Below are 12,216 nucleotides of genomic sequence, written 5' to 3' on the forward strand. Positions count from 1 at the left end.
CCGAGAGGAAGAACATGTACCCGGAATTCAAGGACAAGGTCGGCATCGTCACCGGCGCCGGCGGCGGTATCGGCCAGGCCTATGCCGAGGCGCTGGCCCGTGAGGGTGCGGCCGTGGTGGTCGCCGATATCAACCTCGAGGGCGCTCAGAAGGTGGCCGACGGGATCAAGGGCGAGGGTGGTAACGCGCTGGCGGTGCGGGTCGACGTGTCCGATCCCGAATCGGCGAGGGATATGGCGGCGCAGACGCTCTCGGAGTTCGGCGGGATCGACTACCTGGTCAACAATGCCGCCATCTTCGGCGGCATGAAGCTCGACTTCCTGGTGACCGTGGACCCCGAGTACTACAAGAAGTTCATGAGCGTGAACCTCGACGGTGCGCTGTGGTGCACCCGCGCGGTGTACAAGAAGATGGCCAAGCGCGGCGGCGGGGCGATCGTCAACCAATCCTCCACGGCGGCATGGCTGTACGCGAACTTCTACGGACTGGCCAAGGTGGGCGTCAACGGTCTGACCCAGCAGCTGTCCCGGGAACTCGGTGGCCAGAACATCCGCATCAACGCGATCGCCCCCGGTCCGATCGACACCGAGGCCAACCGCACCACCACCCCGCAGGAGATGGTCGCCGATATCGTCAAGGCCATCCCGCTCTCCCGGATGGGCCAGCCAGACGACCTGGTGGGCATGTGCCTCTTCCTGCTCAGCGATCAGGCCAAGTGGATCACCGGGCAGATCTTCAACGTCGACGGCGGACAGATCATCCGGTCATGAAGCTCGGGTATATCGGGCTGGGCAACCAGGGTGCGCCGATGGCCAAGCGGCTCGCCGACTGGCCGGACGGCCTGATCGTCTTCGACGTCCGCACCGAGGCGATGACGCCGTTGGCGGAGCTCGGCGCGCAACTTGCCGACAGTGTCGCCCATGTGGCCAAGGCCGACGTCATCAGCGTGACGGTGCTCAACGATGCCCAGGTGCGCGACGTGGTCGCCGAACTGGGTGAGCACGCCGCACCGGGCACCGTCATCGCCATCCACTCCACGATCGAGCCCGGCACCGCACCCGAGCTTGCCGAACGACTGGCCGCCAAGGGGATCCACGTCGTCGACGCCCCGGTCAGCGGCGGAGCCGGGGCAGCGGACAAGGGTGAGCTTGCGGTGATGGTAGGTGCCTCGGAGGAGGCCTACGCCGCGGTCAAGCCCGTGTTCAAGAAGTGGGCCTCGCTGGTCGTGCGCGCGGGTGAACCCGGCGCGGGCACCCGGATGAAGCTGGCGCGCAACATGTTGACCTTCATCGGGTTCGCCGCCTCGTGCGAGGCGATGGCATTGGCCGAGGCGTCGGGCATCGACCTGCAGAAGCTGGGCCGGGTCGTCCGCCACAGCGATGCCCAGAGCGGTGGGCCCGGCGCGATCATCCTGCGCGATGACACCAGGCCGCTCGAGCCCGATCATTGGCTGTTCGACATGTTCACCCACACCCGCGGTCTCGGTGAGAAGGATCTTTCGCTGGCGCTCGGGCTCGGGGAGGCTGTGGGAGTAGAACTTCCGTTGGCGCAGGTGGCGTTGCAGAACCTGGCCGACGGCCTCGGAGTGCCACACACGAAGGAGCGATGAGGATGACCGACCGTCGGCAGCAGGGCCTGCAGAAGATGAATGAGGTCTACGGCTGGGAGATGCCCGATATCCAGGGTGATCCATATTTCGACCTGACCGTCGAGCACCTCTTCGGTGACATCTGGAACAGGCCCGGCCTGTCGATGCGCGACAAGCGGCTGTTGACCCTGGCGGCGGTGACGGCGGTGGGGAACTCCGATCTGGCCGAGATACAGATCAATGCCGCCCTGCACAACGAGGAACTCACCGCTGAGGAACTCAAGGAGGTGGCCGTGTTCATCACGCATTACCTGGGATTCCCGCTCGGTTCCAAGCTCGACGGTGCCGTCGGCAAGGTGGTGCGCCAACGCCGCAAGGCCGCCGAGAAGGCCCAGGGCGCAGGCTCGGAGGACAAGCGGGCGAATGTCGATGCCGCACTGCGGATGCACTCCGGGAAGTCACTCGATGACCAGTAGGTATGCTGCGCTCTCGCGCGACGAGCTGGCCACCCTGGTACCCGAGCTGCTGCTCATCGGCCAGCTGATCGATCGCTCCGGAATGGCCTGGTGTATCAGCAGTTTCGGTCGTGAAGAAATGCTGCAGATCGCCATCGAGGAGTGGGCGGCATCGAGTCCGCTGTACACCCGCAGGATGCAGAAGGCGCTCGGCTACGAGGGCGTCGACATCTACACCCTGTTCAAGGGCCTGCAGCTCGATATCGGTGCCCCGCCGCAGTTCATGGATTTCCGCTATATCGTGCACGACCGCTGGCACGGCGAGTTCTACCTCGACCATTGCGGGGCGCTGCTGGACGTCGAGCCGATGGGCCCCGACTACGTCAAGGGCATGTGCCACGACATCGAGGACCCGACCTTCGATGCCACCGCCTTGGCGACCAACCGCAAGGCGCAGGTCCGGCCGATCCACCGGCCGCCGCGCACCCCTGCCGATCAGCACCCGCACTGCCGGTGGACCGTCATCATCGACGAGTCCTACCCCGAGGTCCCGTTCATCCCCGAGATGGACATCGTCGCCGCGACCCATGCGCACGCGTGTGAGCTGGATCCGATCGACCCGGATGACGACGGAGCGGGCGATTATTCCGGTGAGTTGCTCGCGGACGTCGACTTCGCCGCCTTCTCCCATTCGGCGTTGGTGCGAATCGCCGACGAGGTGTGCCTCCAGATGCACCTGCTGGTCAAATCGTTCCAGATCGCAGTGGAGAAACGGGCGGGCGGGGACACCGAGCTGGCCCGGTCGATCCGCACCAAACAGCTCATCGGCATCGCCGGCGTGGCGGCAGAACGCATCCACAAGGCGCTCAAGCTGTCGAAGGACACCGCCGGCGCCCTGCGGGTGCTGGAACTGCACCCGCTGCTCAACCCTGCCGCCTATGTGTCGGCCGATATCGACCCGGGCTTCGTGCATGTGCGCCGATCCCCGGCCTACGAGGACGGGGCCTGGATCTCGCTGATCTCACCGGTCGCCGACGCCCCGCTGCAGGCCGTCGTCGCCGCAGTCGACCCGCATCTGCGTGCCGAGGTATCGGGCACCGAATCGGACTGGACCGTTCGGGTGATCGAAACGGATACGGCGGCCAAGAAACTGCCCGAGGTCGAGGTGTGCGAGTTCAGTCACGGCGCGTCCTGGGTGTTCGAGGAGCGTAAGTCGCTGCCGCTCACCGTGGTGTAACCGCGATTTGTGGAGCCGCGGCCGCAATGAGTGCGGCCCAGACTCCACAAATCGCAGGGGAGGGCAGCGTGGCGGGGGTCAGGGTCGCAGGGCCGGGGCGACCCAGCGTCGCAGGTAGGTACGCAACTGCTCACCGGTGCGCGGCGGCCGTCCCGGGTCGACGACGAACGACTGGATGATGCGCAGCAGGTGCTCGGCGAGCTCGTCGAGCTCGTCATCGGCGAAACCGGCTGCGGCCCAGTCGACATCGAAGCGCCGGACGACCGACTGGGCGAACTGCAGGCCGATATCGGAGGTCACCGATCCGCTGAGCGATGGTGATCGTTCCGGGGTGAGCAGCAGTCCGATGTGTTTGTCCTTGGGGAGCCATTCCAGCGCCGTCGCGATGGCCTCGGTCGCGGCGTCGGCGGGATCGGTGATGCCGCGGATGTGGGTGGCCAGCCGCTCCAGGAAATCGGTCGCGGCCACCACACCGGCCTGCATAAGCAGCGCGTCGGTGCTCGGGAAGTAGCGGTACACGGTCTGTCGGGTGACCCCGAGGGTTCTGGCCACATCGGCGATGGAGAAATCGGCTCCGCGTTCGTCGATCGCGCGGCCCGCGGCGGCCAGAATGCGGGCGACGGCCTCCTCGTCACTGGCCGGCGCCGCACCCGACCACCCGTGGGTTCGCACGCGCAGAATTGTAGCGATCAGGAGTAGGAAACCTGCAGTTCCTTCACGCCGTTGATCCAGCCGGATCGAAGGCGCTGCGGTTCAGCCAGTTTGGAGATGTCCGGGATCTGGTTGGCGATCTCGTTGAACATCAGCTTGATCTCCATGCGGGCCAGGTTGGCGCCGATGCAGAAATGTGCGCCGTTGCCACCGAAGGCCAGATGCGGATTCGGGTTGCGCAGGATGTCGAACCGGAACGGGTCGGTGAACACGGATTCGTCGTAGTTTGCCGAGCTGTAGAACAGCCCGACCCGCTGGCCTTGCTTGATGGTGACCCCGCCGATCTCGGTGTCCTGGAGCGCCGTGCGCTGGAAGCAGTGCACCGGGCTGGCCCACCGGATGATCTCCTCGATGGCGGTATCGGGGCGCTCACGCTTGAAAAGTTCCCATTGATCCGGGTTTTCGAGGAAGGCGTTCATCCCGTGGGTCATCGCATTGCGGGTGGTCTCATTGCCTGCCACGGCCAGCAGGATCACGAAGAAGGCGAACTCCACTTCGGTGATGCCCTCTTCTCCGCCCAGATCGGCCTGGACCAGGCGGGTGACGATGTCATCGGCCGGGCACTTCCGGCGTTGTTCGGCCATGTTGTAGGCGTAACCCATCAGCTCCGCGTTGGCGGTCGTCGGGTCGCTGTCGAAATCGGGGTCGTCGGTGTTCATGATGCAGTTCGACCAGTGGAATATCTTCTCCCGGTCCGCCTCGGGCACCCCGATCAGGTCGGCGATGGCCTGTAGCGGCAGCGGCATCGCCACGTCATCGACGAAATTGCCGGAGCCGCGTTCGGCGGCCCGTGCCACGATCTCGCGTGCCGCCACCGCCAGCTTCTCCTCGAGCGCGGCCACCGAGCGCGGCGTGAACAGGCGCGAGACCAGCTTGCGCAGCCGGGTGTGCTCCGGGGCGTCGTGATTGATCAGCAGGGCCTTGGTCAGGTCGAGTTGGTCGGCGGTGATGCCGTCGGGCAGCCGCATGACCGCTCCCTTGGCATTGGTGGACCAGATGTCGCGGGAGTTGCGGGAGATGGTCTTGACGTCTTCGTGCCGGCTGATCACCCAATAGCCGCCGTCATCGAAGATCGACTCACCCTGGGCGTTCCACCAGATCGGTGCGGTCTTGCGCAGGTGGGCGAACTCCGTGACCGGAAGCCCCTGCAGCAGCACCTCGGGGTCGGTGAAGTCGTACCCCGCACCGAACGGACACGCATCCATCGTCGTCATCGACAGCCTCGTTTCTGTGACCTACCGCACTCGTCACACCGACCATACATGTTGATGTCAAGTGTATGGCCACGGTCGCGGCACGCGGTCGGTCGCGATGCGGATAGGCTTGTCGTCCGTGCGCGTCCTCGTCATCGGATCCGGAGCCCGTGAACACGCCCTGCTGCTGGCGCTGCGGCGCGACCCGCAGGTCGATTGGTTGGGGGTGGCCCCGGGTAACGCCGGCACCTCCGCCGTGGCCGAGCAGTGCGACCTCGACATCACCTCAGGTCCCGCCGTGGTGGCGCTGGCCCGCAAGGTGGACGCCGACCTGGTGGTGATCGGTCCGGAGGTCCCGCTGGTACTGGGTGTGGCCGACGCACTGCGCGCCGCCGGGATCGCCTGCTTCGGGCCGTCCAAGGATGCCGCCCGCATCGAGGGGTCCAAGGCCTTCGCCAAGGACGTCATGACCGCCGCCGGCGTGCGCACCGCAGCGAGCGAGATCGTCGACAATCCCGCCAACCTGGACGCGGCATTGGACCGATTCGGCCCGCCCGCAGGCCAGGCCGCCTGGGTGGTCAAGGACGACGGGCTGGCCGCGGGCAAGGGCGTCGTCGTCACGGCGGACCGGGATGCCGCCCGGGCGCATGCCGCCGCGCTGCTGGACTCCGGTCACCCCGTGCTGCTCGAATCCTTCCTGGACGGCCCCGAGGTGTCGCTGTTCTGTGTCGTCGACGGCGAGACGGTCGTCCCGCTGCTGCCCGCGCAGGACTTCAAGCGCGTCGGCGACAATGACAGCGGCCCCAACACCGGCGGCATGGGTGCCTACACCCCGCTGCCCTGGCTACCGGCCGAGGTGGTCACCCAGATCGTCGACGAGATCGTCAAACCGGTTGCCGCCGAGATGGTCTCGCGAGGTAGCTCTTTCTCCGGACTGCTCTACGCGGGTCTGGCGATCACGTCCACGGGCCCGTCCGTGGTGGAGTTCAACTGCCGGTTCGGCGATCCGGAAACCCAGGCGGTGCTGGCGCTGCTGGATTCCCCGCTGGGCGGATTGCTGCAGGCGGCCGCCACCGGCACGCTGGCCTCCTTCGGTGATCTGCAGTGGCGCGACGGTGCGGCCGTCACGGTGGTGATCGCCGCCGAGAACTATCCCGGCCGCCCCCGCACCGGTGATGTGATCGTCGGTGCGGAGGCGCCGGGCGTGTTGCATGCCGGAACCGCCCGGCGTGAGGACGGTGCCGTGGTCTCCGCGGGCGGGCGGGTGTTGTCGGTTGTCGGAACCGGCGACGATCTGGATGCCGCGCGGGCCGCGGCATATCAGCTGATCGGCTCGATCAAATTGCCCGGCAGCCACTTCCGTACCGACATCGGGCTCGCGGCAGCCGAAGGCCGGATCAGCCTCTGACCAACAGCGGTGCCAGCCAAGAGATCTCGGCAGGCAATTGCTCGCTCCAGAACCCGCCGTCATGGCCACCCGGGGAGAATCCGCCGGCAGGCGGGGTGGGGAGTCCGGCGATGAACTGCCGCGTCGCTGACGCGAACGGGTCACTGTTGCCGCAGTCGATGCGCAGCGGAATCTCCCCGAGTGCGGGCAGGCCCCATACGCTGTTGGCCTCGTAGTCCGCCGCATCGTCGAAGGCGCCCGGTGCGGCAGCCCCCGGCGAGGTCCACAGCGCGGGACTCACCGCACAGATGGCCGCGGTGCGGGACGGTCCCAGCCGCGCACCGAGCAGCAGCGCCCCATAACCACCCATCGACCAGCCGATGAATCCGACGCGCGAGGTGTCCAGACCCTGGTCGGTGAGCATCGGCAGCAGTTCGTCGAGAACCATGGACCCGGCATCGTCACCGGACGCCCGTTTGTGCCAATAGCCGCCGCCACCGTCGACCGCGACCACCGCGAACGGCGGCAGGCCCGCCGCCACCGCTTCGGCCAGGCCCTGCTCCACACCGCCGGCCATCACCGTTGCGGCATCACTGCCCTTGCCGTGCAAGGCGATCACCGGTCGCAGCGGCGCCGTCTGGCCCGGCGGTCGTGCGATCGCCCAGTTGGTCGCCAGCCCGCCGCGGGCGGCCGAGCGGAACGAACCCGATTGGTATGTCGGTGCCGGTTGTGCGTGTGCGACCGGCGCAGTCGCGGATCCCACTGCGTAACCGGCGAGAGCGCCCAGACCCATCCGTAACAGGGCGCGGCGATTCGGTGCGGGCATGTGCGACATCCTGCCATCGGCGTTTGATCTTATGGCGCGGCGATACATGTGTAACGCCGTAATGATTGCCGAAAAACCCCATGCAACTGGGATTTCGCTGGCACGATGCAATGCGTGACGGCGGCGGTGACCCCCAAGGGAGAGCGACGGCGGGGCGCTCTGGTCAGCGCCGCCGCCGATCTGCTCTGCGAGGGTGGCATCGACGCGGTGCGCCACCGTGCGGTCGCCGCCCGCGCCGGGTTGCCACTGGCATCGACCACCTACTATTTCTCGTCGCTGGAGGACCTCATCGCCAAGGCGGTGGAGTACGTGGGGATGCGGGAAGCCGAGCAACTCCGGGCGCAGGTAGCCACCCTGTCGCGGCGCCGTCGCGGCGCCGAGTCGACGGCGGATCTGCTGGTGGACCTGCTGGTGGGTGACGCCCCGGGAGCGCGTATGCCCGAGCAACTGATCTCGCGCTACGAACGTCTCATCGCATGTGCGCGGCAGCCGGAACTACGCGATATCCAGCGTCGCATCCTGCGGCAGCGCACCGATGCGGTGGTCGAAGTCGTCGAGCGGTCGGGCCGTGCGGTGCGCAGCGAGCTCGTCACCGCCCTGGTGTGCGCGGTGGACGGAGCTGTGGTTGCCTCATTGGTGGATGAAGGGGAGGGTCCCCGCGCAACCGCACGAGCGACGTTGATCGATGTGATCGATGTGCTCGCGCCGGTCGACGACCGGGTCGCGCACGTCTGAGACCAGTGAGGGGGCGGCAGTGTCAGAGCCGAAAACCAACGACGAACCGCAGCTGCGAAGGGTCATGGGACCCGGGCTGCTGCTGTTGTTCATCGTCGGCGACATCCTGGGCACCGGGGTCTACGCGCTCACCGGCCAGGTCGCCGGCGAGGTCGGCGGCGCGGCATGGCTGCCGTTCCTGATCGCCTTCCTCATCGCGACCGTCACCGCCTTCTCCTACCTGGAGCTGGTCACCAAGTATCCGCAGGCGGCCGGCGCAGCCCTGTACGCGCACAAGGCTTTCGGCATCCACTTCGTCACCTTCCTCGTCGCATTCGTGGTGATGTGTTCGGGCATCACCTCGGCGTCCACGGCATCGCAGGCCTTCGCCGCCAACTTCGTCAAGGGTTTCGGACTGGACTGGGGCAAGTTCGGCATCGCCGCGATCGCGTTGGCGTTCATGGCGATTCTGGCGACGATCAACTTTCGCGGCGTCAGCGAGAGCGTCAAGTTGAACGTGGTCCTCACGATCGTCGAGATCACCGGCCTCGGCGTGGTGATCCTGGTCGGGCTGTGGGCCTTCACCCAGGGCGGCGACGTCGACTTCTCCCGGGTGACCGTGTTCGAAAGTGAAGGTGACCGAAGCACATTCGTCGCCGTGACGGCGGCGACCTCACTGGCGTTCTTCGCGATGGTCGGCTTCGAGGACTCGGTCAACATGGCCGAGGAGACCAAGGACCCGGTCCGCATCTTTCCCAAGGTTCTGCTCACCGGGCTGGGTATCGCCGGCGTCGTGTACGTGCTGGTGTCGATCATCGCGGTCGCCCTGGTGCCGATCGGTGACCTCAAGGAGAGCTCCACCCCGCTGGTCGACGTCGTCGAGGCCGCCGCGCCCGGGCTGCCCATCGACACGCTGTTCCCGTTCATCACCATGTTCGCGGTGTCCAACACCGCATTGATCAACATGCTGATGGCCAGCCGGCTCATCTACGGCATGGCGCGCCAGCATGTGCTGCCGCCGGTGTTCGGCCAGGTGCACCGCACCCGCCACACCCCCTATGTCGCGATCGCCTTCACCACCGTCATCGCGTTCGGACTGATCTTCTACGTGTCGGCCTTCGCCAGCAGCAAGGCCATCTCGATCCTGGGCGGCACGACATCACTGCTGCTGCTGGCCGTCTTCACGATCGTCAACATCGCGGTGTTGGTGTTGCGCCGCGATGTGAAGGCCGACGGCGCGCACTTCCGGACGCCGACCGTGCTGCCGGTCATCGGGGCGCTGGCCTCGGCCTATCTGGTCACCCCGTTGTCGGGGCGGCCGACACAGCAGTACGTGCTGGCGGGCCTGCTTGTCGTCACCGGTGTCGTCCTCTACGGCGTGACCACGCTGATCAATCGGCAGCTGGGGATCCGCGGTGAGGGCATCACCGATCCGAGCCATCTCGAGGACGCACCCTAAGCTGTGTGTCCGTGACGATCCCGAATGTTCTGGCCAACCGCTATGCAAGCGCCGAGATGGCCGAGATCTGGTCGCCGGAGAACAAGATCATTGCCGAGCGCAGGCTCTGGCTGGCCGTTCTTCGTGCCCAGTCCGAGCTGGGCATTCCGCTCCCGGACGGGGTCGTCGAGGACTACGAGCGGGTGATCGGAACCGTCGATCTGGGCTCCATCGCGGCGCGTGAGCGGGTGACCCGCCACGATGTGAAGGCCCGGATCGAGGAGTTCAACGCCCTCGCCGGCCACGAGCATGTGCACAAGGGCATGACCAGCCGGGACCTGACCGAGAACGTCGAGCAACTGCAGATCCGGCAATCGCTGGAACTGGTGTTCACCCACGGTGTTGCGGTCGTCGCGCGGCTGGCCGAGCGGGCGGTGCTCTACCGCGATGTGGTGATGGCCGGGCGCAGTCACAACGTCGCGGCCCAGGCGACCACCTTGGGCAAGCGATTCGCCTCGGCCGCCGAGGAGACGCTGGTGGCGCTGACGCGGCTGCGTGAATTGATCGACCGGTACCCGCTGCGCGGGGTGAAGGGCCCGATGGGCACGGCCCAGGACATGCTCGATCTGTTCGGTGGCGACGCGGGCAAACTTGCCGAGCTGGAACGCCGGGTTGCCGAGTTCCTGGGCTTCACCGATGTTTTCACCAGCGTTGGACAGGTGTATCCACGGTCGCTGGACCACGATGTGGTGTCCGCCCTCGTCCAGCTCGGTGCGGGACCGTCCTCGTTTGCGCACACCATCCGCCTGATGGCCGGCCACGAACTGGTGACCGAGGGGTTCGCGCCGGGACAGGTCGGGTCCTCGGCCATGCCACACAAGATGAACACCCGCTCCTGCGAACGCGTGAACGGGCTGCAGGTGGTCTTGCGCGGTTACGCATCGATGGCCGCCGAACTGGCCGGCGCGCAGTGGAACGAGGGTGACGTGTTCTGCTCGGTGGTACGCCGGGTGGCACTGCCGGACGCATTCTTCGCCATCGACGGACAGACCGAGACGTTCCTGACCGTGCTGGACGAGTTCGGTGCCTATCCGGCCGTCATCCAGCGCGAACTCGACCGCTACCTGCCGTTCCTGGCCACCACCCGAATCCTGATCGCGGCGGTGCGCGCCGGCGTCGGCCGCGAAACCGCGCACGAGGTCATCAAGGAGCACGCGGTGGCCGTCGCGCTGGCCATGCGCGAGAAGGGTGCCGAACCCGATCTGCTGGACCGGCTGGCCGCCGATCCGCGGCTGCCGCTGGATCGGATCGCCCTCGACGACGCACTGGCCGACAAGGCGGCGTTCACCGGCGCCGCCGGTGACCAGGTCGACGGTGTCGTCGCCGCCGTCGGGGAACTGATCGGCCGCTATCCCGACGCGGCGAAGTACACCTCGGGCGCCATTCTGTGACACTGGCCGACCTCACCGATCTGGACAATTTCGCGCAGGGATTCCCGCACGAACTGTTCGCGCTACATCGTCGTGAGGCCCCGGTCTACTGGCACGAACCGACCGTGCACACCCCCGACGGCGAGGGCTTCTGGTCGGTGGCGACCTACGCCGAAACCCTTGCCGTACTGCGTGATCCGCAGACCTACTCTTCGGTGACCGGAGGTACGCGCCGCTTCGGGGGAACGCTGTTACAGGACCTCGCCGTTGCCGGTCAGGTGCTCAACATGATGGACGACCCGCGCCACGGCACGATCCGGCGACTGGTCAGCTCCGGCTTGACCCCGCGGATGATCACCCGCGTCGAAGAGGATCTGCGCGCCCGTGCTCGCACCCTGCTGGATGCGGTCACCCCGGGCGAGCCGCTGGATTTCCTGGTCGACGTGGCCGCCGAACTGCCGATGCAGATGATCTGCATCCTGTTGGGGGTGCCCGATTCCGAACGGCACTGGTTGTTCGAGGCGATCGAACCGCAGTTCGACTTCGGCAAGGCGCGAAGCGCGGCGGTGGGGCAGCTGAGCGCCGAAGAGGCCGGTTCGCGGATGTACAGCTACGGGATGGAGTTGATCGCCGCCAAACGGGCCACGCCGACCGATGACATGCTCTCGGTGGTCGCCAACGCCGAGCTGGATGACTCGCTCGCTCCCCTTTCCGAGGTCGAGCTCTACCTGTTCTTCAGCCTGCTGTTCAGTGCCGGTGCGGAAACCACCCGCAACGCCGTCGCGGGCGGTCTGCTGGCGCTCATCGAGCATCCCGAGCAGTTGCACCTGCTGCGCGGCGACCTGTCGCTGTTGCCGTCGGCCATCGAGGAGATGGTGCGCTGGACCACCCCGTCGCCGTCGAAGCGACGCACCGCTACCGCCGCGGCGACACTGGGCGGATGTCGGATCGAACCCGGGCAGAAGGTGCAGATCTGGGAGGGTTCGGCCAATCGCGACCCGGCGGTGTTCGTCCACCCCGACAGGTTCGACATCACCCGGAAACCGAACCCGCACTTGGGATTCGGCCAAGGTGTTCATTACTGCCTCGGTGCCAACCTGGCCCGCCTTGAGCTGCGGGTGCTGTTCGAGGAACTGCTTGCCCGGTTCGGCGCCGCTCGCTTGGTCGCGCCGGTCGAGTGGACCCGCAGCAACCGGCACACCGGGATGCGGCACATGTACGTCGAGTTCGGCTGATC

General features: G+C 66.8%; 12 protein-coding genes. 9 read left to right on the forward strand and 3 right to left on the reverse strand.

Annotated elements, in window-relative coordinates:
• Positions 1-14 precede the first annotated feature (14 nt).
• Genes G154_RS14065 through G154_RS14080 form a run of 4 tightly spaced genes read left to right on the forward strand, consistent with a single transcriptional unit; the run spans position 15 to position 3,280 of the window.
• Complete coding sequence (locus G154_RS14065) at positions 15-770, forward strand: SDR family oxidoreductase (RefSeq protein WP_019511063.1); 756 nt, start codon at positions 15-17, stop codon at positions 768-770.
• On the forward strand, positions 767-1,609 hold the full coding sequence (locus G154_RS14070) for an NAD(P)-dependent oxidoreductase (protein ID WP_019511064.1): 843 nt from the start codon (positions 767-769) through the stop codon (positions 1,607-1,609). Before G154_RS14065 ends, G154_RS14070 begins: the two co-directional genes overlap by 4 nt.
• Before the next feature lie 2 nt (positions 1,610-1,611).
• A complete protein-coding gene (locus G154_RS14075) occupies positions 1,612-2,064 on the forward strand; it encodes a carboxymuconolactone decarboxylase family protein (RefSeq protein WP_023986300.1) in 453 nt (150 codons plus the stop codon).
• Complete coding sequence (locus G154_RS14080) at positions 2,054-3,280, forward strand: hypothetical protein (protein ID WP_019511066.1); 1,227 nt, start codon at positions 2,054-2,056, stop codon at positions 3,278-3,280. Before G154_RS14075 ends, G154_RS14080 begins: the two co-directional genes overlap by 11 nt.
• Positions 3,281-3,358: 78 nt before the next feature.
• Here the strand turns inward: G154_RS14080 and G154_RS14085 are convergent, their stop codons facing one another.
• Both G154_RS14085 and G154_RS14090 read right to left on the reverse strand, forming a co-directional pair.
• On the reverse strand, positions 3,359-3,952 hold the full coding sequence (locus G154_RS14085; protein WP_019511067.1) for a TetR/AcrR family transcriptional regulator: 594 nt from the start codon (positions 3,950-3,952) through the stop codon (positions 3,359-3,361).
• A 17-nt stretch (positions 3,953-3,969) separates the two neighbouring features.
• Positions 3,970-5,205 carry a cytochrome P450 gene (locus tag G154_RS14090; RefSeq protein ID WP_023986299.1) on the reverse strand — a complete coding sequence of 412 codons (1,236 nt, stop codon included), beginning with the start codon at positions 5,203-5,205 and terminating at the stop codon, positions 3,970-3,972.
• 118 nt (positions 5,206-5,323) lie between these two features.
• On the opposite strand from G154_RS14090, the gene purD reads away from it, so the two are divergent.
• Positions 5,324-6,592, forward strand: a complete 1,269-nt coding sequence (gene purD, locus G154_RS14095) for a phosphoribosylamine--glycine ligase (protein WP_023986298.1) — start codon at positions 5,324-5,326, stop codon at positions 6,590-6,592.
• Here the strand turns inward: purD and G154_RS14100 are convergent.
• Positions 6,582-7,406, reverse strand: coding sequence for an alpha/beta hydrolase family protein (locus G154_RS14100; RefSeq protein WP_023986297.1), 825 nt, complete (start codon positions 7,404-7,406; stop codon positions 6,582-6,584). The two genes, purD and G154_RS14100, sit on opposite strands and share 11 nt — an antisense overlap.
• Before the next feature lie 96 nt (positions 7,407-7,502).
• Here G154_RS14100 and G154_RS14105 point away from each other — a divergent pair, with 96 nt between their 5' ends.
• The 4 genes from G154_RS14105 to G154_RS14120 are packed head-to-tail and all read left to right on the forward strand — an operon-like array spanning position 7,503 to position 12,214.
• On the forward strand, positions 7,503-8,132 hold the full coding sequence (locus tag G154_RS14105; protein WP_019511071.1) for a TetR/AcrR family transcriptional regulator: 630 nt from the start codon (positions 7,503-7,505) through the stop codon (positions 8,130-8,132).
• A 19-nt stretch (positions 8,133-8,151) separates the two neighbouring features.
• Positions 8,152-9,570 (forward strand): APC family permease, encoded by a 1,419-nt coding sequence (locus tag G154_RS14110; protein ID WP_023986296.1) that lies wholly within the window; start codon positions 8,152-8,154, stop codon positions 9,568-9,570.
• Between the two features lie 11 nt (positions 9,571-9,581).
• The gene (gene purB / locus G154_RS14115) at positions 9,582-11,000 is read left to right on the forward strand and encodes an adenylosuccinate lyase (RefSeq protein ID WP_023986295.1); all 1,419 of its coding nucleotides are present in this window, start codon (positions 9,582-9,584) and stop codon (positions 10,998-11,000) included.
• Positions 10,997-12,214: a cytochrome P450 gene (locus G154_RS14120; RefSeq protein ID WP_019511074.1), complete on the forward strand. Its 1,218-nt coding sequence runs from the start codon at positions 10,997-10,999 to the stop codon at positions 12,212-12,214. Before purB ends, G154_RS14120 begins: the two co-directional genes overlap by 4 nt.
• The last annotated feature ends 2 nt before the right edge of the window (positions 12,215-12,216 follow it).

Origin of the sequence: Mycobacterium sp. VKM Ac-1816D, assembly GCF_000416385.1 — a bacterium.
GTDB classification, from domain to species: Bacteria; Actinomycetota; Actinomycetes; order Mycobacteriales; family Mycobacteriaceae; genus Mycobacterium; species Mycobacterium neoaurum_A.